Below are 20,434 nucleotides of genomic sequence, written 5' to 3' on the forward strand. Positions count from 1 at the left end.
TGGCGGATTATTATTGCCCCGCTTTCCACCATTGGCAAAGCAAGCAACTCCTCAACTCTTTATTATGCGTAGAATTGTACTCGTAGTATCACTCATCGGATGGTCTGTCGGCTGCCTGGCACAGCAACCTAAAACCCCGGATGTGGAAACAGTCACGAAGGTGACGATCCTTAATCCAGGCATTGGGTATGAACATCCCATAGGCCATCACCAGACGCTTTACCTGCAAGGCATGTTTAGTATATCGGGTTCATTAGGTTATTCTGGCAACCTGGGCTGGCTGTCGGAATTATACATCCATCCGGCCCTATCGTTGGAATATCGTTACTACTTCGGATGGAAACGTCGCCTGGAGCGCGGTAAGCGGGTAGCGCTGAACAGCGCCAACTATCTGGCAGGTTTCTTCCGTACCGATTTTCCCGAACGCTATTACTGGAACAATGCCGGATCTCTTGACAGATTCCGTAAAGCCATTCATGCGCTGGGCGTCACGGCCGGGATGCAACGCAACTATAGGGGGCGCTTCAGCCTGGACCTGAACATCGGTTTCGGTCATACCATCGAGCCCGGTTATACCGATGCAAGCGGATATTGGTACACCAAAAACAGTCAATTCTATTTTCCGGGTCGGCTGAGTTTGGGTATCTGGTTGAACAAACGGAAATAAAAACGGCGGGCCTGTGTGAGGGCCCGCCGTGGTATCGACATTGTCTTTGTTACTTCTTCTTGCCGTTCTTCTTCTTAGGCCTGGAAGATTTACCGGCCTCCTTGCCGGGAGGAATAACGCCACGCGGCCCTTTGGGCGCCTTGGGTGGCCTTGCCGGACGCAGCTGCTGCAAACCTGCTTCCACTTTGTCGTCGCCGGTGGTTGCCGTGATCACCCATTCGTAATCGAGCTGGCGTTTGGTGAGGTTGGCCGCCACCACCTTGATACGCACTTTATCACCCATGCGGAACTTACGGCCGCTGCGCATACCTACCAACTGGTAATCGCTTTCTACATGGCGGAAATCATCGTAGTCGGATAAGCTATTGATGCTTACCAGGCCTTCACATTTGTGCTCGACGGTTTCTACCCAGAAGCCAAAGGAGGCCACACCACTGATCACGCCTTCAAACTCATCGCCCAGGAAGTTTTGCATGTACTCCACCTGCTTGTATTTGTTGGCGGCCCTTTCGGACTCCATCGCACTGCGTTCCTTTTCGCTGCAATGCTTGCATTTTTGTTCCATCTTCTTATCAGCCTCCACCTTATCGTTGAGGATATCAAAGAGTACCCGGTGTACCAATACATCGGGGTAACGGCGTATGGGCGATGTGAAGTGGCAGTAGTATTTGAACCCTAGTCCATAGTGACCGATATTCTCGGCCGTATAGATCGCCTTGGCCATGGTGCGGATGCCCAGTTGCTCCAGCACATGCTGTTCTGGTTTACCCTGCACATCTTTCAGCAACTGATTGAATGATTTAGCAATGGCCTCAGGGCTCTTGGTATCGAACTCGTGCCCGTACTTACGCGCCAGCGCAGCAAAGGGCTCCAGTTTCATCTCATCGGGCTTGTCGTGCACCCGGTATGGGAAGGGCACTTCCTTTTTATTGGGCAACTTGACCTTCGATACGCTTTCGGCCACCACGCGGTTGGCCAAGAGCATAAACTCTTCGATCAGTTGATGCGCTTCCTTGCTTTCTTTGACCACGATACCGATCGGCTTTCCTTTCTCATCGAGCTTGAAGCGTACTTCCTGCGAGGAGAAGTTGATAGCGCCTTTGCGGAAACGCTGTTTACGGAACTTCTGTGCCAGGGTATTCAACAGTACGATCTCATCGCGGTACAATCCTTCGCCCTGTTCGATGATCTCCTGCACTTCTTCATACGTGAAGCGGTGGTCGGAGTGGATGACCGTTTTGCCCAGCCAGTAATTCTTGATATCACCTTTATCGTTGATCTGGAAGATGGCCGAAAAAGTTAGCTTGTCCTCATGCGGACGCAGCGAGCAAAGCTCGTTGGAAATCCTTTCGGGCAACATCGGCAATACGCGGTCGGGCAGGTACACGGAGGTAGCGCGGGTATACGCCTCTTCGTCGAGGGCCGTACCCGGTTCTACATAATGCCCTACGTCGGCGATGTGCACCCCTATTTCGTAATAACCATTCTTCAATACGCGGATGGAGATGGCATCGTCGAAATCCTTGGCATCGACGGGATCGATGGTGAAGGTGAGGGTGTCACGTACATCTTTACGGTTATCGATCTCCGACTGCGGAATGGTGTCGGGTATACGGGCTGTTTCTTCGATCACGTCATCGGGAAACTCCAGCGGGAAGCCGTTCTGCATGAGAATGTCTTTCATCGCCATATCGTTGACGTCACCTGCCTGCATCACCTGTACCACTTCCCCATTGGGCTTTTTATTGGGCAACCATTCGGTGATACGTACGATCACGCGATCGTTGTTCTGTGCGTCTTTGAGCGCTGTCAGCGGCACGAAGATATCGGGCATGGGTTTGTCGACATCGGGAATGAAGAACGCGAAGTTCTTGCCGATCTCTATCTTACCCATGAATTCTTTTTGCTTTCGTTGTACCACTTCCACGACCTTGCCTTGCTGGCGGCCGCTGCTGCGTCCACCACCTGCGTTGACAACCCGCACCCGCACGGTATCACCGTGGAGGGCGGTATTGAAATCGCCGGGGCGCACCAATACATCGCTGGGATGATCAGGTACGATCACATATCCTACACCTGAGCGGGTGATGTCCAGGGTGCCTTTCAGGGTATCCTGGTCGGTAAACCCTTTTTTCTTTTTACTCTTATTCTTATTCTTCTTAGTTGGTTTCTTGCTCATCGCAAATTCTTTAAGGCCTGTAGGTAAATTCCCTGATGAATGTAGTGATTATATCACTAAATACGCCTTGTTCCTCGAAAAGGAATTGCACTTCGATAGGAATTACGTAGACAGGCAGTTCTTTTAATTGTTGTTCAAATTTCACCAGCCGTACAGCATCTTTTTCGGTGGTAAGGATGATCTTATTGCTGGTCTGGATGGCGTCAAACCTCTTTACAATATCCTTCAAATCATCAATGGAGAAAATGTGATGATCGCTGTACGGGATCTCATAGTAGGTCTTGCTGTTTTCATGCAGGTATTTCTTGAGCGGTGCCGGATTGGCAATACCGCTGACGAGTAATACTTCCATGCTATCGTCGATCGTCGTTTCGCCCCGGTGCAGTATATGGTAGGGCATACCGTATCGGATGGTGGAGAAAAATACCCTTTGGTGTGGCAAAGGGTCGATCTCTTCCACGATGGTGTTGCGCTCGGCCTGGGAGAGGTCGGGCCGGCATTTGGTGACTACCAGCACATCGGCACGCTGGTAACTGGTCTTTTCATCGCGCAGGTCGCCAGTGGGCAGAAACCAGTCGCGGGTGAAGAGGTTGCTGTGGTCGGTGAGCACAATATTGAATCCTGCCCTTACGGTGCGGTGCTGGAAAGCATCATCCAGCACGATCACTTTGGTATCCGGCTTGTCGTGCAGCAACTGCGGAATGGCCACTACCCGTTCTTCTCCTACTGCTATGCTGACATCCGGGAACTTCTGGTGAAACTGCATGGGTTCGTCACCGATCTCCAGGGCGGTGGTACGCGGATGGGCAAGGGCATATCCCCTTGTCTTGCGTTTGTATCCCCTGCTTAATACGGCTACTTCCATGTTGTTATGCAACAGCTTCAGCAAAAACTCTACCATGGGCGATTTACCGGTGCCGCCGGCGGAGAGATTGCCTACGCAAATAATGGGCAGGTTGAAGGAGGTCGATTTCAGAATATTCTTGTCAAACAGCCTGTTGCGCAACCAGATCACAGCGCCATAGATCAGTGACACGGGAAACAACAGCACACGTATGGGTTTCAGCAACGGAGCATTAAAATTCATATAAACGATACGGGGTGATACAATAGTTTAAAGGGATATCATACTGGTTAACATCTTCGATGTGCTGGACGGCTTCAAAAAAGCAAAAACCGATCCGGATGACATCTGGTCTGCACCGGGCGAGGAAACGGTCGTAATACCCTTTGCCATAACCTACCCGATAACCTTTTTGTTCGAATGCGACGAGGGGTACAAAGACCACGTCGAGCATTTCGGGTTCGATGATGTGGCTACTGATGGGCTCCAGTACATGGAATTTGTTTCTCGTGTACATGCCACCGCGCTGCATCAATACAGCGTCCATATCGCACACCTGCTCATCGATACGGGGCCAGGCTATCTGCAGGGAGGGATTTTGTTGTTTAAGCATGTCCTCACAAACAGACACATCGAATTCACGGCGGATAACGAGGGGTGAGTAGGACAGGAGAAATTTGACAGGGGGCAAGGTCAGTTTCCTGAAGTTGAAAGCCATGAGGGCTGTTTGCTGCTGGAGGTCTTCTTCCGGAATATCCATCCTGCGTTGCAGGTAGTCCTTACGAACATTTTTTTTTATCATAGAAATCCTTTCAATCGCTTTTGAAGGGCAGCTGTCTGAGCCTCGATAAATTGTCCGTCTTCTGCTTTCATGAGTGGTACAGATGCAATTAAAGGGTAGTTACTCCAGCGCACAATCTCTTCTTCGTAGTGAAGGTATTGATCATTGAATATCCACCCTACTACCGGTATATTCATCTCCCTGCATAGGCGGGCGGTTAGTAACGAGTGATTGATGCTACCCAGGTAATTGCGACTGATCAGTATGACTTTCGCATCCAGGGCTTTGATCAGGTCTGCTACAAATTCAGTCTCATTGACAGGAACGAGCAGTCCACCAGCACCTTCGATGATCAAATTACGACTAATTGACGGAACCTGTTCACAAATTTTTTGCAGGGAGATGTGCACCCCTTCCTCGCGGGCAGCAATATGTGGGGATGCGGGCATGCGTAATTTGTAGGCTTCCGGATGTACGACTCCCGGCGTGCCTCGCAGTAGTTGGCGCACGTAGTCGCTGTCGGTACCTTCTTCAAAGCCTGCTTGTATGGGTTTCCAGTAGTCGGCTTCCAGGGCCCTGGCCAGCAGTGCCGAAATGAAGGTTTTACCAACACCGGTACCTATGCCTGTTATGAATATCCTGTTCATGTATTGATATGGCTGCGCAGGTAGCGAATCCACCGGGCTTGCCTCTGTCACTGATCTGATTGGCTATGTCCTGCTTACTTGTTTACAAAAATGCTGAAAATTGTGGTACCATAATTACGGGCAGTGGTAAAGAGCGGATACTTCTCGTAGTTGTTACGGGGGGTATGTTCCAATACGAACCAGCCATTGGGTTTCAGGAGTTGTTTCTCCACGATCTTTTTCGGCAACTCATCGATGGTATTGAGTGCGTAAGGCGGTCCGGCAAAGATGAAGTCAAACTGTTCTGTACATTGCTCGAGGTATTTGAATACCTCCATCTTGATCACTTTGAAGTTTTCCAGCTTCAGGTCCTGCGATGTCTTTTTGATGAAATCGAACATAGCAGGATCTTTTTCGACGATGGTCAGGTCCTGCGCGCCACGGGAAGCCAGCTCATAGCTGATGCTACCTGTACCGCCGAAGATATCTAGGGTTTTGAGACTCTCGATCTCGAGGTTGTTCTGGATGATGTTGAAGAGCCCTTCTTTGGCGATATCGGTGGTAGGCCGGGTATGCGGCATCTTTGCGGGCGGATTGATCCGCCTTCCTCCATGTTCGCCACTGATTATACGCATAAGGCCATATTCAACAAGGGTGAAAAATAGTGTCCGGGATACTCTTCAAAGCCGTCGTGTACGCGTGCAGCTCCCTGTACGCCCTCCCACTCCATGACCAGGAAATACTTGAATAGTTCCTGGTATAGGATGGATTGCTCATCGAGCAGGCCGGATATTCTGAGTAATACGGTTTCATTGCTGAAATCGAAACGGTCGCAGAGCGCCAGCAACTGGTACGATACATCATCGGGTGTATCATAGCCGTAGGTCTGGATGAGCTGCAAAGCGTTCTTTTTGAAAACGGCTACCACGATCCTGTCGGAGGCCACCACTACCTTCAGTACCGCATCGCCGGAATGGTCTTTTTCGATGCCCGACAGCATGATGGTGTAGTAGTGCCAGTATTTACCGGCCGCGAACTTCTGCTGCATGAGGGCATGGGCTTCGCGGGGGATGCGGTAGATATTGTACGCGTTCCAGCCTGGTATCTTTTCACTCAGCAAGAGGCCTTTGTGGGCATTGCCGAATACCAGTTCGGTAACGGGTTTGTTGAGTTCTATGTGGTAAAACTTCTCCGGCAGCAGGTTGCTGTCGGTATAATGGTAAATGACAAATGCTTCGCGGTAGGTGAGTTGCAGCAACTCATCGCCTGCCAGCACCTCCTGTAAGGCCTCCATGACTGGTTTTCCGGGCAGGAAGTCGAGGTTGTACTGCCGCATGCCCATAAAGCGCTGCTGCTGTTTGTTGTACAACACGTAGCTAAATACCTTTTCACCCACTTCCATGAGTAACAGGCTGTTCTGGATCTCTTCCTGCCGGGCGTTACCCGGAACGATGTCAAAAGTGGCTTTCAGCATATTTATTCGGAGTGCAATATTACACGAAATGCATGAATAAAGCGAATTGCGTGGCGGGCGGCTTGCGGCGCATCCCCTTGACGGCAATCGTTTTAGCATCCTTAGAACGCCAGTTTTGTGCCAATATTTTCCCACGAGGGCACCTGGGCCGGGTTTGTGCAAGGCCATTCTGCGGGCATTTGCTACTTTTGCCGGCGCTCCGATGCACCGCGATTACGCGAGGAAGAAGCCGTTAAAGGGGGATTTATCAGTTATGGCCACAGTTGTACCTAATGATTTACGGGTAGAGGTGTCGAACCGTCAGATTTTGAAGATCGCATTGCCGATCAGCTTTGCGTTGTTGGTACCGCAGATCAATTTCATCACCAACAACATTTTTCTGGGGGGCCTTGGCGAGCAGGAACTGGGCACCGCGGGCCTCACCGGCGTGTACTACCTGATCTTTGCGGCCATTGGTTTTGGTCTCAACAATGGTCTGCAGGCCCTCATTGCGCGGCGCGCCGGCGAGAACCGGGTAGAAGAGATCGGGAAGCTGTTTTCGCAAGGGGTGCGTATTGCGATGATCATTGCTGCGATCGGCATTGCGGTTACCTATCTCATCGCTCCACTGATCCTGCGGATTTCGCTGCACGATGAAACAGTGCTGCGCCAGTCGGTCAGTTTCCTGTATATCCGTATCTGGGGCTTGCCGTTTCTTTACATCTACCAGATGCGCAATGCTTTGCTGGTGGGTACCAACCAAAGTAAATACCTGGTGATCGGCACGCTGGCCGAAACCGTGGCCAATATCTTCTTCGATTATACGCTCATCTATGGTAAGCTGGGCTTTCCGGCGCTGGGCTTCAATGGTGCGGCGATCGCTTCCATTATCGCCGAAGCTACCGGTATGTTTGTGGTATTCCTGGTGATCCACCGCAAAGGGATCAGCAAACGTTTCTCCCTGTACAAGCATTTCGGGTACCAAAAAGACATTTCGAAACTGATCCTCGTTCAATCCTCTCCCCTGGTATTTCAACATGCCATCAGTGTGATCAGCTGGATCTTCTTTTACATCCTGGTAGAGCGTCATGGTTTTTCGGCAGGGCACAGCAACCGTGACCTGGCGATCTCCAACACGATGCGCAACCTGTTTGGTTTCTTTGGGGTGTTTACCTGGGCTTTTGCCGCTACTACGAACACCATGGTGAGCAATGTGATTGGGCAGGATAAGAAGGAGCTTGTATTGACGCTCGTGCGTAAGATCGTGCGGATCAGTTTCAGCATCGCCTGTGTCATCGCCTTAGTACTGAACCTCATTCCTCATACGCTCCTTAGCATCTATGGACAGGACAGTTCCTTTGCGCAGGATGCCATTCCGGTGGTACGGGTCGTGTCGAGCGCACTGGTGCTGATGTCTTTCTCTACGGTATGGCTCAGTGCTGTAACTGGTAGTGGCAACTCTAGCGTCAGCCTGATCATCGAGGCTATCACCATCGTGTTTTATTGCCTGTATGTATACCTGGTGCTGGAGGTCTTCAAGCTGCCGATTACCATTGGCTGGATGGCTGAATGGATCTATTGGATTGCCATCTTCTCGCTCTCCTTTTGGTATATACGGAGCGGCAAGTGGAAGAAGAAGGTGATCTGACAGCTGGCCGGACAATCACCTGCCGTTAACAGCCTTAATTAGCGTTCAAATTTCTTGTGCATGGTAATACCCAGTTTCCCCTGTATGTTCTCGACAGGTGGTTCGAGTTTGAAGATGGACAGGGTCACTTCTATCGCGTAAGGGTATTGGTGCTTGAGTTTTCGGATAATGCCTTCTGCTACTTTCTCCAGGAGCGGCGTAGCTACTTTCATGCGTTGTTTTACGATCTCAAACACATCGACATAGTTGATGGTGTTCTTCAGGTCGTCGAAGGTAACGGCTGATTCGTCGTACGTGACTTTCAGGTTTACTTCGTAAGGGCTGCCGGTCTTTTGCTCTCCTTCATAGATACCGTGATAAGCATGTAACCGGATGTTGTGTAACTCGATTGAAACCATATAAGTTATTTGGCCCCGTCTTCGGGGAAAACGGGGCCAAATTAGAAAGTATTAGGGACTTGTCATGTTATTTTTTCGGTATCTCTGCCTTGCTTATAACCTTGTGACTGCAATGACTTTATACCAGTCCTTTGGCCGACAGGTAACGTTCTGCATCGAGGGCAGCCATACAACCGCTACCAGCAGCTGTTACTGCCTGACGGTATATTTTATCCTGTACATCACCGGCTGCAAATACGCCTTCCACATTGGTTCTGGAAGTACCGGGGATGGTTTTGATATAACCTGCTTCATCCATATCGATAAAGCCGTCGAAAATACCTGAATTGGGCTGGTGGCCGATGGCTACAAAGAAACCCTGGATGGGGATCTGCTGTACATCGCCCGTCTGGATGTTGCGGATCTTCACGCCATCCACTTTATGTTCACCTGTTACCTCTACGGTTTCTGTATTCCAGTATACTTTGATGTTGGGCGTAGCTAGTACACGATCCTGCATCACTTTGGATGCACGCATCGCGTCACGGCGTACAAACATATGAACAGTCGATGCCAGTTTGGACAGGTACAGGGCTTCTTCTGCTGCTGTATCACCCGCTCCTACAATGGCTACTTCCTTGGTGCGGAAGAAGAATCCGTCGCACACGGCGCAGGCACTGACGCCAAATCCGTTGAGGCGTTCTTCGCTTTCGAGGCCCAGCCATTTGGCGGAAGCGCCGGTAGAGATGATCACCGCATCGGCTTCGATGAGCTTTTCTTCATCGATCCATACCTTGAAGGGTTGCTGGGAGAAATCGACCTTGGTAGCCAGTCCGAAGCGGATATCGGCGCCCATGCGGGTTGCCTGCTTTTCGAAATGGATCATCATTTCGGGGCCTTGTACACCATCGGCATAACCGGGATAGTTCTCTACTTCGGTGGTGATGGTGAGCTGACCGCCCGGCTGAATGCCCTGGTACAATACGGGTTTCATATTGGCCCTTGCGGCATAAATGGCGGCTGTATATCCTGCGGGACCTGATCCTATAATTAAACAGTGTACTTTTTCGCTTTCCATATATTCTTTGTTCTTGACTAAAATCTGGCAAAAATAAAGGCAAAACCGTTAACAAAGCGCTAACCAATGCTGAACCTTAATTCCTTGTGCATAACCTAGGTAATAACAGCGGAGAAGTGGACTATGTTCAATGTGTGTCGCGTACACGCTGACCATATGATCCTGTGAAAATTCATGCAATACAGCGCTGCTACTTCGGAATGATGAGGGTGGTATATTGGGCAGCGTAGCCGCCGAAGTAGCCGAGGGCGCCCCCTTTGACATTGCTCAACACTTTTACCGGGGTGGAGAAGGGATTGCCGATGCTGGTGTAATTGTACTCCATCGTGCGCCAGAAATCGAAGGTGGCCTTGTCGATATTACACAGTTTCACCGTCACCGTATCGCCCCGGTAAAAAAAGGCATAGTCTTCCAGGTCGATCTTTTCATTACGGTTTACGCCGTGCTCTACCTGTATATCGTATGTGGTACCATCAACGATCTGGTCATCGAATACCGAGGTGAGGCCGGGATAGAAGGGCTCCTTATTCGACCGGGTAAAATACCGGATATAGTTGCCGTAGCCGGGGGGATCGTAGGTGCGCGACATCAACACCACTTTATTGGTATCGGGATTGTTGGGGGCCTGCTGCCACCAGAGTGACTGGATCAGCTTGGTCAGCGCAGGAATGGTGGTTTCGGCTGTATAGGTTTTGCCCTCTACCCGCACCTCAAGGCTATACCGGGTATTGAGCTGGCCGAGAAAGGCGGTGGCCAGATTGGCTGAATCGAGGGAGTAATGATACACGGTGTACCCGTTGCCGGCAGGCAGCTGGTATTCTTTCAGGCGATGGGTCAGAACGCCGTTGGACATATATATTTCGGCATCGTGTATAAACGAATTGGCGAGTGTATCGGGGGAGATCTGGCCGAAGTAAGCCAGGCTATGGGAGAGGATGACGGTGGGCGGCTGGGCGTTTTCGATCGTCGCCTCGATGACTACGGCGGCCGACGCTTCGCGGGGCGTAAAGGAAATTGCCTTCTCGCAGGAGGTGTAAAATATGCTCAGCAACAATATCCAGCTCAATCGCCCGTTCATAGTGCGTTAAAGTTAGTATACCGGCCACAAAAAACCCGGCAGGTTTGGAACCATACCGGGCTTTAATGTGATTAACGTACTATAATACTAACCTAAATATGCTTTGAGGGCGTTGCTGTAACGCGCTTTTTGTAAACGCTTGATCGCTCTTTCCTTGATCTGACGGATACGTTCTTTGGTAAGGTCGTATTTCTGTCCGATCTGCTCGATGGTAACACCATTTTCGCCGTCGAGGCCAAAATAAGCGTTTACGATCTCTGCTTCGCGGGGGCTGAGTGACTTCAACACGCGGCGGATCTCGTTGCGGAGTGAGTCTTTCATCACGTCGTCGTCCGTATCATCACCACCTTCGAGCAGGTCGCCCATGGCCACGTCTTCTGCTTCGTGCACGGGGGCATCGAGGGAAGTGTGACGGGTATTGCTCTGGAATATATTGTTGATCTCAGTTTCGCTCATTTCCAACAGCTCAGCCAGCTCTTCGGTGCTTGGCTCGCGCTCATGCTCCTGTTCGAAGGCCATGTACGCTTTGTTGGCTTTATTGTAGGTACCGATCTTGTTTTGGGGAAGACGTACCAGACGACCTTGTTCGGCCAAAGCCTGCAGGATCGACTGACGGATCCACCAAACGGCGTAAGAGATGAATTTGAAACCCTTGGTTTCGTCGAAACGTTGGGCAGCTTTGATCAGACCGAGGTTACCTTCGTTGATCAAATCACTGAGTGACAGACCCTGGTGTTGATATTGTTTAGCTACGGACACTACGAAACGGAGGTTCGCCTGCACCAATTTGTCCAAAGCTTTCTGATCGCCCATCTTGATCCGCTGGGCCAGTACTGTTTCTTCTTCAGGAGTGATCATCGGGATCTTCGAAATCTCCTGCAGATATTTCTCTACTGCCTGCGAATCACGATTAGTTATCTGGGTAGCAATTTTGAGCTGTCTCATATCAAATTTCTAAGTGTAAAATTTACTATTTCGGGGCAGGGTAAAGGATTCAACAATAGATAGACTGAGAAAGTTCAGGGCAGGTTGCAAATCAACTGCAAATGAGCTGTTAATGTGTCCGATCCGTCCAGAACCGTCTGCAAAAATAACACGCAATCCCGACATCTCATAGCCTTTGTGGATAAAATCGACGCTGCCGAAGGTACAACCCCTGACAGCCTGCCACTCCAACTCCTGTTTTTCAGACCAGCCGTCCAAGCTGTAAGCTAAGCCTACACTACTATTGACGTTGTAACCATTAATTTCCTGTGGTTGTTCGCCCCTCTCAAAAAAATATTGTTAATATCCAAAAAAATATTTTGTAACTAAGGATTTAGTTATAGATTTACGCAACTAAAAACTTAGTTATGAAAGCGCTTACCAAAGCAGAAGAGCAGGTTATGTTGGTGGTATGGGACCTGGGACAAGGTTTCCTGAAAGATGTGATGGAGCAAATGCCCGAGCCCAAGCCCCACTCCAATACGGTAGCTACGCTGTTGAAGATATTGGTTGAGAAGGAATTTATGACTTATGAGGTACAAGGGCGCAACAACTTATATAAACCACTGATTTCCAAGAGTGAATATGGAAAGAAAAGTGCCAGCCATTTGGTGAAGGGCTATTTTGAGGGTTCGGCCGCCAAGCTGGTCTCGCAGTTTGTCAGCGACAACGAGTTGAACCAGGAAGAGCTGGAAAACCTGCTGCAGCAGATCCGCGACGCCCAAAAAAACCAACACTAGGCTTCCGCCCTCCATCAAAACCAATCAAAAATCAGCTGTATGAGCGTACTGATGTATTTTCTGAAGGTGATCCTCTGCTCTGGTATCCTGTTTGGCTACTACTACCTGTTTCTCCGCAATAAGCGCTTTCACCATTATAACCGTTTTTACCTGCTGGCCGCACTGGCCCTGTCGATGGTATTGCCCTTGATCCGGATCCATGTACTGGAAGAAGAAGGTGTTTTACAACAGGTAGCTTACCGCTCAGTGAAGGTGGTAACCCTGCAGACGCCTGCCGCAACTAGCGATGCAACGGCGGCTATCAGTACCCCACCGCTTTTCACCCTGGCCAACCTGTTTTGGCTGGTATATGGCGCGGGGGTGTTTTACCTGTTGGTGGCGCTGGCGCGCTCACTACGGTATATTCAACAGCTTTCTCACAGGTATCCTTATGAAATGATAGAGCAATTGAAACTGTATCAAACGAATGAACCGGGGACGCCTTTTTCATTCTTCCGCTCAATATACTGGAATGAGGAGCTCAATTTCAATAGTTCAAAGGGGCAGCAGATCTTCCGTCATGAGTTGTTTCATGTGCAGCAAAGGCATTCGGCCGATACCATTGCCGCAGAACTGATCACCATGTTCGGTTGGTTCAATCCCTTCTTTTACCTGATCAAACGGGAACTGAAAGCGATCCATGAGTTCCTGGCAGACCAATACGCCGCATCGGGCAGCAATCGTTACCAGTATGCGGAACTTTTGGTGCAGCAGGTGATGGACAGCCGTTCGCCGGCGATCACGCACCCATTTTTCCAAAACCAATTAAAAAGACGCATTGCCATGATCATGCAACATAATCAATCGAAATATGGCTACTGGAGCCGGGTAATGGTATTACCCATCTCCGTGTTCCTCTTCTTTTCTGTGAGCCTGTATGCACAGGAGCGCAGAGCAGAAAAGCAGGCGGCAGATCTTTCGTCAATGGACCAAACATCGTTGAATGGTTCCCTGGAAAATATCCATAAACTGACGCCTGATCAATTGCCACAACTTCCCCCCGATCAGGCGCCTGCCCTGGTTAGGACCTGGTCGCAGGAAGACGACCCGCGGGAAAAAGCGATCGTACAAGCAGTTCAGCAATTGCCTGTTTACCAGGTCATGCGTCAGGTGGAAGGCACGGAACTCGATCAGCAACTCTTCAGCCAATGGTGGGTGATAGAGGTACTCAGGAGAAACATAGAGCAGCGACTCTATGCAGATAAACCCAATATCCAACAGCTGATGGTTCATGACTTAAACAACGGCAGGGCGATGCAAAACGGGTTGATCATCAAGAAGGCCCATTTGCTGAATGATCCGGCTTATACAGGAAAACTGCCCCGTAAGACTGAACAATTCCTCCTGTCGGAATACTGGAAAAGCTTAGGCGTTACATGGTTAATCAAAAGTGCCACAGACACGGTAGCTCCCGGGCGCAAGACACCAAATGGCCCATATACCACCCGTATAGATTCTGTTCAATTCAGGAATTTCGAGGTTGTCTACGACAAAAGGGCGCTTTATACCGACTCTTCGAAGCAGTTTCATTTTTCCGCCATCGATGACAAAAAAATGCTGTACACCGACTCGATGAAATTTGGCAATTACCGAACCGTAAAAGATGGCAGGATGCAGTACACCGACTCAACCAGGGTGCAGTTTCATGCAGATTTTAAAGAGGGGAAATATGTTGATTCCGTAAAGACCTTCAATTTTAAGTTGGTCGACGACCAGCCAGCTAAAATACAGGGCACCTACCATTGGCAGACACTTTCCCCCGACACCACCATTCCGAAACTGCAGCGCCTTTTCAATAAGAACTACCGCTACCCGGTGACTTTGCTGGAAAACCATGGTGAGGGTTCAATCTATTACTCCTTCCTGCTAGACGAAGACGGTTCGCTGAAAAATTTCGAGGTGTACGATGCTCCTCCTGCGGCGGCCAAGGGAAATATCTACGAGATCGTGATCGTTGGTTATGCCAACAAAGACGCTTCACGTACTTTATCGACAGAAGAAAAACAGCAGCTGATGAAAGGGGAAGTGAACCGTGTTGCAGCCAAGAACACGCCCATCCCGGGCAAATACAAGCCCACCCGGTATTATTTTAAAGCAACCTGGAAAGCGCAGGTGGAAAAAGCCGCCTCGAAGCCGATTACCGGTATCAATAACGATGGGGAAAAGACCTATGTTAAGGTCGATGTATTACCTGCTTATACGGGAGGCGCCAGTGCATGGAAAAAATACCTGGATAATAATCTACAATACCCGGCAAAGGCGAAGGCTAAGCAGGTGGAAGGCCAGGTTGTCGTACAATTTGTCGTGAATAAAGAAGGTGGTATAAACGACCTGCAGGCGATCAGCGGACCAGACGAACTCAAGGCAGAAGCCTACCGCCTGGTATTAAACTCAGCCGCTAATTGGAAACCTGCTGTGCAGGATGGCCAGGCAGTACGTGCGTACATGAAACAGCCGATCAACTTCAAATTACAATAGTCAAATATTCACCAACCTTGCGATTAACCAGTGTGATTAAACGCAGTGCGTCAACTATTCGTGTTAAACAGACAGTTGTTCGATAATGCGCACAAGTTGTATCGAAAGCGGTCATGAAAAGTAGTCGAAGACTGCCCTTAGCACCTGGTTATCAAACCTTAGCAATATGGCACAGGGATTGAAAAACTGTTACCCGTCGCAAGGTATATAGAATACCTTTTCCAAAATTTCTATACGCAAGTTAACCTTAGTTAACTACGGGGCTGGTTTCCATCAGCCCCTTATTTTTTTGCAAGGGGTCCTGATTTCTGCGATAGGATTGGCCGGGAAAAGGACTGGCAGCGCTGTTGCACGAGGTACAACGGACTGCCAGTTGTTTGTTATGTATACCGCCGTAATGACTAGAATACGATTTCCTGTCCGGCTGTTTTGATGATCAGTTCTTTTTTGTCGCTGGCCTCTACCCGACCAACGATCTTGGCGTCGATGCCCAGTTCCTGGGCTGCGGCGATCATGCCGGCTGCTGCTGCTTCGCTGGTAAACACCTCGAGGCGATGCCCCATGTTGAATACCTGGTACATTTCGCGCAGGTCGCTGCCAGATGCTTCCTGGATCAGTTGGAAGATGACCGGCGGCTCGAACAAGTTATCCTTTACGATGCGGAAATCACCGGGCAGGTATTTCATGCACTTCGTCTGGCCACCGCCACTGCAATGGATGAGACCGTGAATATCGTCGAATTGTTGTTCGAAGAGTTGCTTCAGCAAGGGGGCATAGGTACGTGTTGGGCTCAGCAACAGCTGACCTACATTGATGGGTGAGCGGGGCACCTGGTCGGTCATGCGGTGGGGGCCGATGTAGACAACCTCATCGCTGAGGGCGTTCTCGAACGACTCTTTGAATTGCTCCGCATAGAACTTAGCGAGTACATCATGGCGGGCACTGGTGAGGCCATTGCTGCCGATGCCGCTGTTGTAAGTAGATTCATATTTCGCCTGGCCAAAGCTGGCAAAACCAACGATCACGTCACCGGGCTGGATCTTTTCGTTGGTAACGAGTTTATCCTTGGGCCAGCGGGCGGTCATGGTGCCATTGACGGCGATGGTGCGTACCACATCGCCTACGTCGGCTGTTTCGCCACCGAGGAAATGAATGTTGACACCGTATTGTTTCAGCTCGTCGAAGATCTCCTGGGTGCCGTTGATCACGACTTCCAGCACTTCGCCGGGTACTTGTTTCTTGTTGCGGTCGATAGTAGAAGAGAAAAGCAGGTTGTCGTGGATACCTACACAGAGCAGGTCATCAAGGTTCATGACGATGGCGTCCTGCGCGATGCCCTTCCATACACTGATATCTCCGGTCTCTTTCCAGTAGAGGTATGCCAGGATGCTTTTGGTGCCGGCTCCGTCGGCATGCATCAGGTTGACGTAGTTTTCGTCGCCGGTGAGGTAATCGGGATAGATCTTGCAAAATGCGAAGGGATACAATCCCTTGTCCAGTTTCTCGGTAGCCTTGTGAACTTCTTCTTTCTGAGCGGAAACACCCCGCTGGGAATATAAACTCATGGCGCAAAACTACTATTTACGCCCCGAATTCGTTGCCCGGGAAAGGGTAAGCTTCTGACTATTTTTTCACAATCAGGGAGTTATGGAACAAAAATGGTCTGCCGAAGTGCCACCCGGGAAAGGCACGACACCCGACAGACGCTATCATACAGTACGAACAAAATCAATAAGTTATCAGCCTTTCGAGGAGAATTGGATGGTTGGGCTTACCGATTACTATCACCTGGCGCACCAATTTGCCACTAAGGTCGAGCCTCATGGCGCTGCAAAAACCCGGCAATGTAGGCCGCCTGCAGGGCCTTCACCTCTTCCTTGTAATGCACGTGATCGGCAAAGCGATTGGCCCCTAGCCCCTTGGTGAAGGAATACAAGTCAATGCTGGCGATCCCAGCTTTGCGTACCTCCTCATCGGCGATCGCATTGTATTGCTCCAGGTCTTGGGCGTAGCGGTGGAAGCCCTTGTTCTTACGGTGGATGGAATCGACCACTTCGGTCGTCCTGATCCAAACCAAGGGCACTTTACGCTTTTTGACAATGGCAAAGATCTGGGCGAGGTTGGTCCGGTATTCTGCCGCATCCACTGCCGGCGCGCCCGTCGCGGTATCGCGTTTGATATCGTGCAAGCCGCAATTGAGGGTCATGAGGTCGGGCCGGAAGGTGTTTTCGGCAAACTTGAGCCGTATATAGGCCAGCGCCATACGGGAGTTGCCCAAATTAGACCCTTTGGGAATATCGAGGTTCTGGAACCCCTCGCCGGTTTCTTGTTTCCGGAGGATGGTATACTTCCCGGCCAGCATGTTCTCCAGGTAGGGACTGCTGTACTGCATCGAGATACTATCACCCAGGAGGAAAAGCGTTTTCGGTGGCGCAGGCCGCAGCGCTGTACACACCACGAACACCAGCAAGGCATAACAAGCATTTTTTTTCATAATCATCTTTTAGCGTATCATTTATTGTTCCCACACATTGTTGTACCTGAAATCCGTGACCGCCACCTGTCTGATGGTAGTCGAAGGATTGGCCCCATTGCCGGGTACAAAGTCACGTACCGAGATGCCTTGCACATCTTCCAACCAAATAGCAGGCCGCGCATCGTTGCCGGCTAACGTAAAGCGGATATTATCAAGCGTAATGCCCTTTGCATGCCGCACATACAATCCATAGGCGGGCAAACTATGACCAAACATTCGGTTCTCGGGGTACTTGGTCTCCTGCTCCGGTATTTTCCGGGTCACGTCTTCGAGGGTGCCGCCGCCGGTATGTTGCAGGACCATATCCCGCAGGGTCACGTTCTCTATCTGAAATCCCGGCACCGCCGCGATGGTGGAAGGAATAAGGCTGTTGGCCCTTGCCGTGATATTGGCGATCAACACATTTCTCAATACGCCCACCGGGTTCTTTCGTTGACCCAGCCGCATAAAAATGGGCGTTTGTATCCCTGTCATTGAAATGTTGGTAATCATTACCTGATCCATCACGCCCCCATCGACTACCTCCAGCGCAATGCCTGCGATACCAGAGATCGTGTCTGTGACGCCCTTGACGATCTTATGCCATTTCCAGAAGGGCGATTCGGCGGCGGCTTTCAACACACAATTGCTGATGGCGATATTTTTGAAGCCTGCCAGGGAGCCGGTACCCATCTTGATGAAATTGCAATTAGAAGCGATCACGCAATTGGTAATAGTGATGTTTTCCGTCATACGGCCTGGCTGTTCGCTTTTAAGGCATATGCCATCATCATCGCTGTCGATGATGCAGTCGGAGATGGTGACGTTACGGCTGTCGATGTCGATGCCATCGTTGTTGTGGTTGACATGTGAATAGATCCTGAGACCGTTGACGATGATCTGATCACTGTCAAACAGTTTAAGCGTCCAGCGGGCCGAATGATACAACCTGACATCACGAATCGTTATGTGCTGGCTGCCTTCCACCAGCAGCACATAAGGCCGGTCAGGTGCTTCCTCTACAATACTGAAACTCCCCCCATTGCCATCGATCATCCCTGTACCTGTCACTGCCGCGTTTTGTACGCCTTTCAAGCAGACCAGAGCCATGGTCTTTTTATCGTATTCAGACAACAAGGGTGTGGCCTTGAGTACGGCACCCGGCGACAAGTGAAGGTTTACACGATCTTTCACATAAATGCAACCGGTTAGGAATGTGCCGGAAGGCACCCACACCGTTCCCCCACCCTTCGCGGCACAATCATCGATCGCCCGCTGTATGGCTTTTGTATTGATGGTTTTGCCATCCCCCCGGGCTTTGTATTGGACGATATCAAATATATCCTGTGCTTTGATCGAAGTGCTCAGCAATAGGGTCATCAATAAAAGTATACTGTTCCTCCTCATCCCTTATTCGTTTTTAAGTTCAACATTCGAGACATATTCATTCTTCTGTAGCTGCAAGCCATCGATGGTCACAACCTTCTTCCCAAACAGCGTTACATTGTCAAATACCACGCCTGCTATCGCATGGTCCTGATCTAGTCCTTCCAGTGTGATCTTACTGTGGAAGCGGGGTCCGAAGTAGCAGTCCTTGATCAACACGTTTCGAATGGCGCCCTGCCCACTTCGTTGTTTGATGGCAAAGTGAATGGCTTTCTTTTCAAAGTCCGGAAAGCCATATTCGAAGTAATTGTTGACGAAGCGAATGTTTTCAAACCGGGCACCATCATAACAGTAGAGGGTCAAACCACGATCGGCCATCATGACGTAGTTGTTTTCAAAAGAGATATTGCGCATATAAGTGGCCTTGGTTTCCGTGCCTACTTTCAAGGCCGACTTTTTGGTCAGAAACAGACAACCTTCTACCCGAATGTTTTCACAATCACGCAACAGGTTGCTGTTGTTGGTCGACTTGATGGCCACATTGTCATCGCTACAAAAAGCAAAGCAGTGTTGAATGAGTACATGGCGGGAAGCATCGGGATCGAAGCCATCTGTATTCGGCACCTCCAGGTCGTTGATCAGTTTTACGTTCCGGATGGTGACACTATCACTGTACAGGATATGGGTATTCCAGGCGGCGGGATCAAAAAAACTGATCCCGTCGATCACTACATTGCGGCTACTGCGAATACGTACCAGGTTGGCAGGCTTACCGGTTTTGCGAACCAGGGCACCATTGCCGTTGATGATTCCCCTGCCCCATATCCGAACCTGGTTGGCATGCTCTACCAGAATCAGGCGACTGAAGGTCATGTGTTCGCCATTGTCTGAATAAGCTTTTCCATCCCGTAGTTTATTGGCCTCTACAAATCCTTTATCGGTCACATATTGTGTAGTATCGAAGGAGCCATTGATGAGGCAACCACCCGATAGGTAGATACGGGCCTGGCTGCCGATCGTCAGGGTGCCCGTGTTGTAAATACCAGGACCAAAATATAAGACCTTACGGGCTGCGGCCGTTTCATCGATCGCGCGTTGGATCTCCCGGGTAGAAAGACGTTTGCCGGTCGCATCTGCTTGGTACCGGGCGATATCCACCACTTCCTTACCGGAAGGGTCGAAGTGGTCGATGCTGTCCGCCAGGATGAATAGTTTTTCGGCACCAAGGGTCAGGACATGATAGCCTGGTTGCTCGAAACGGACCCGGATGCCACTTGTTGTTTTTTCGAAATCATGGGCCGGACTGATCTTCACCTCCCTTGTCTGCGACGGGAACCGAATATCGAGTTCAGTCATTCCTTGCTGGCCATAGCGGATATAATGGATGCCTTTGTAGGAGGATACCGGGATATCGACTTTACCTGCGCTGACCGTAAACAGCTTACTGGATTCACCGGTCAACAAGGGGTAGGGCTGCACCTTTGATTGTGCCGATAAAACTATCGACATCAATACCGCGAGGACCGTAACTGCATAGTTCCTGATCATATTAAAGTGACTT

18 protein-coding genes are annotated in these 20,434 nt (G+C 50.1%); 4 read left to right on the forward strand and 14 right to left on the reverse strand.

Annotated elements, in window-relative coordinates; translation table 11 throughout:
• Nucleotides 1–64 precede the first annotated feature (64 nt).
• Nucleotides 65–667 (forward strand): hypothetical protein, encoded by a 603-nt coding sequence (locus P2W70_RS33465; RefSeq protein ID WP_276485974.1) that lies wholly within the window; start codon nucleotides 65–67, stop codon nucleotides 665–667.
• A gap of 49 nt (nucleotides 668–716) precedes the next feature.
• Here P2W70_RS33465 and rnr read toward each other — a convergent pair whose 3' ends face one another.
• From rnr to P2W70_RS33495, 6 genes are all read right to left on the reverse strand, one after another.
• Entirely contained in the window at nucleotides 717–2,846 is a 2,130-nt protein-coding gene (gene rnr / locus P2W70_RS33470; RefSeq protein ID WP_276485975.1) for a ribonuclease R, read from the reverse strand.
• 10 nt (nucleotides 2,847–2,856) lie between these two features.
• Nucleotides 2,857–3,933 carry a tetraacyldisaccharide 4'-kinase gene (lpxK, locus tag P2W70_RS33475; RefSeq protein ID WP_276485976.1) on the reverse strand — a complete coding sequence of 359 codons (1,077 nt, stop codon included), beginning with the start codon at nucleotides 3,931–3,933 and terminating at the stop codon, nucleotides 2,857–2,859.
• Nucleotides 3,923–4,492: a 5-formyltetrahydrofolate cyclo-ligase gene (locus P2W70_RS33480; protein ID WP_276485977.1), complete on the reverse strand. Its 570-nt coding sequence runs from the start codon at nucleotides 4,490–4,492 to the stop codon at nucleotides 3,923–3,925. Before P2W70_RS33480 ends, lpxK begins: the two co-directional genes overlap by 11 nt.
• Nucleotides 4,489–5,118 carry a dethiobiotin synthase gene (gene bioD / locus P2W70_RS33485; RefSeq protein WP_276485978.1) on the reverse strand — a complete coding sequence of 210 codons (630 nt, stop codon included), beginning with the start codon at nucleotides 5,116–5,118 and terminating at the stop codon, nucleotides 4,489–4,491. The genes P2W70_RS33480 and bioD overlap by 4 nt, the downstream gene beginning before the upstream one ends.
• A gap of 74 nt (nucleotides 5,119–5,192) precedes the next feature.
• Entirely contained in the window at nucleotides 5,193–5,732 is a 540-nt protein-coding gene (locus P2W70_RS33490) for an RsmD family RNA methyltransferase (protein WP_276485979.1), read from the reverse strand.
• A complete protein-coding gene (locus tag P2W70_RS33495) occupies nucleotides 5,723–6,571 on the reverse strand; it encodes a DUF3822 family protein (protein ID WP_276485980.1) in 849 nt (282 codons plus the stop codon). Before P2W70_RS33495 ends, P2W70_RS33490 begins: the two co-directional genes overlap by 10 nt.
• Before the next feature lie 253 nt (nucleotides 6,572–6,824).
• Here P2W70_RS33495 and P2W70_RS33500 point away from each other — a divergent pair, with 253 nt between their 5' ends.
• On the forward strand, nucleotides 6,825–8,198 hold the full coding sequence (locus P2W70_RS33500) for an MATE family efflux transporter (protein WP_276485981.1): 1,374 nt from the start codon (nucleotides 6,825–6,827) through the stop codon (nucleotides 8,196–8,198).
• Between the two features lie 38 nt (nucleotides 8,199–8,236).
• On the opposite strand, the gene folB is transcribed toward P2W70_RS33500, so the two are convergent.
• The 4 genes from folB to P2W70_RS33520 all read right to left on the reverse strand — a co-directional run bounded on the left by folB (nucleotide 8,237) and on the right by P2W70_RS33520 (nucleotide 11,676).
• Nucleotides 8,237–8,596, reverse strand: coding sequence for a dihydroneopterin aldolase (gene folB, locus P2W70_RS33505; protein ID WP_276485982.1), 360 nt, complete (start codon nucleotides 8,594–8,596; stop codon nucleotides 8,237–8,239).
• Between the two features lie 118 nt (nucleotides 8,597–8,714).
• On the reverse strand, nucleotides 8,715–9,653 hold the full coding sequence (trxB, locus tag P2W70_RS33510) for a thioredoxin-disulfide reductase (protein WP_276485983.1): 939 nt from the start codon (nucleotides 9,651–9,653) through the stop codon (nucleotides 8,715–8,717).
• 190 nt (nucleotides 9,654–9,843) lie between these two features.
• Nucleotides 9,844–10,731, reverse strand: coding sequence for a DUF4249 family protein (locus P2W70_RS33515; RefSeq protein ID WP_276485984.1), 888 nt, complete (start codon nucleotides 10,729–10,731; stop codon nucleotides 9,844–9,846).
• Between the two features lie 87 nt (nucleotides 10,732–10,818).
• Nucleotides 10,819–11,676 carry a sigma-70 family RNA polymerase sigma factor gene (locus P2W70_RS33520; protein ID WP_014217201.1) on the reverse strand — a complete coding sequence of 286 codons (858 nt, stop codon included), beginning with the start codon at nucleotides 11,674–11,676 and terminating at the stop codon, nucleotides 10,819–10,821.
• Nucleotides 11,677–12,083: 407 nt separating this feature from the next.
• Between P2W70_RS33520 and P2W70_RS33525 the strand changes: the two genes are divergently transcribed.
• Both P2W70_RS33525 and P2W70_RS33530 read left to right on the forward strand, forming a co-directional pair.
• Nucleotides 12,084–12,455 (forward strand): BlaI/MecI/CopY family transcriptional regulator, encoded by a 372-nt coding sequence (locus P2W70_RS33525; protein WP_276485985.1) that lies wholly within the window; start codon nucleotides 12,084–12,086, stop codon nucleotides 12,453–12,455.
• A 39-nt stretch (nucleotides 12,456–12,494) separates the two neighbouring features.
• Nucleotides 12,495–14,972: a M56 family metallopeptidase gene (locus tag P2W70_RS33530; protein ID WP_276485986.1), complete on the forward strand. Its 2,478-nt coding sequence runs from the start codon at nucleotides 12,495–12,497 to the stop codon at nucleotides 14,970–14,972.
• A gap of 401 nt (nucleotides 14,973–15,373) precedes the next feature.
• On the opposite strand, the gene P2W70_RS33535 is transcribed toward P2W70_RS33530, so the two are convergent.
• From P2W70_RS33535 to P2W70_RS33550, 4 genes are all read right to left on the reverse strand, one after another.
• Nucleotides 15,374–16,537 carry an AIR synthase related protein gene (locus P2W70_RS33535; protein WP_276485987.1) on the reverse strand — a complete coding sequence of 388 codons (1,164 nt, stop codon included), beginning with the start codon at nucleotides 16,535–16,537 and terminating at the stop codon, nucleotides 15,374–15,376.
• A gap of 242 nt (nucleotides 16,538–16,779) precedes the next feature.
• Nucleotides 16,780–17,466 carry an SGNH/GDSL hydrolase family protein gene (locus P2W70_RS33540; RefSeq protein ID WP_276485988.1) on the reverse strand — a complete coding sequence of 229 codons (687 nt, stop codon included), beginning with the start codon at nucleotides 17,464–17,466 and terminating at the stop codon, nucleotides 16,780–16,782.
• A 21-nt stretch (nucleotides 17,467–17,487) separates the two neighbouring features.
• Nucleotides 17,488–18,867, reverse strand: a complete 1,380-nt coding sequence (locus tag P2W70_RS33545; protein WP_276485989.1) for a glycoside hydrolase family 28 protein — start codon at nucleotides 18,865–18,867, stop codon at nucleotides 17,488–17,490.
• Nucleotides 18,868–18,897: 30 nt separating this feature from the next.
• Nucleotides 18,898–20,421, reverse strand: coding sequence for a glycoside hydrolase family 28 protein (locus tag P2W70_RS33550; RefSeq protein WP_276485990.1), 1,524 nt, complete (start codon nucleotides 20,419–20,421; stop codon nucleotides 18,898–18,900).
• Nucleotides 20,422–20,434 lie beyond the last annotated feature (13 nt).

It is taken from the genome of Paraflavitalea pollutisoli (genome assembly GCF_029360705.1).
Taxonomy (GTDB): Bacteria; Bacteroidota; Bacteroidia; order Chitinophagales; family Chitinophagaceae; genus Paraflavitalea; species Paraflavitalea pollutisoli.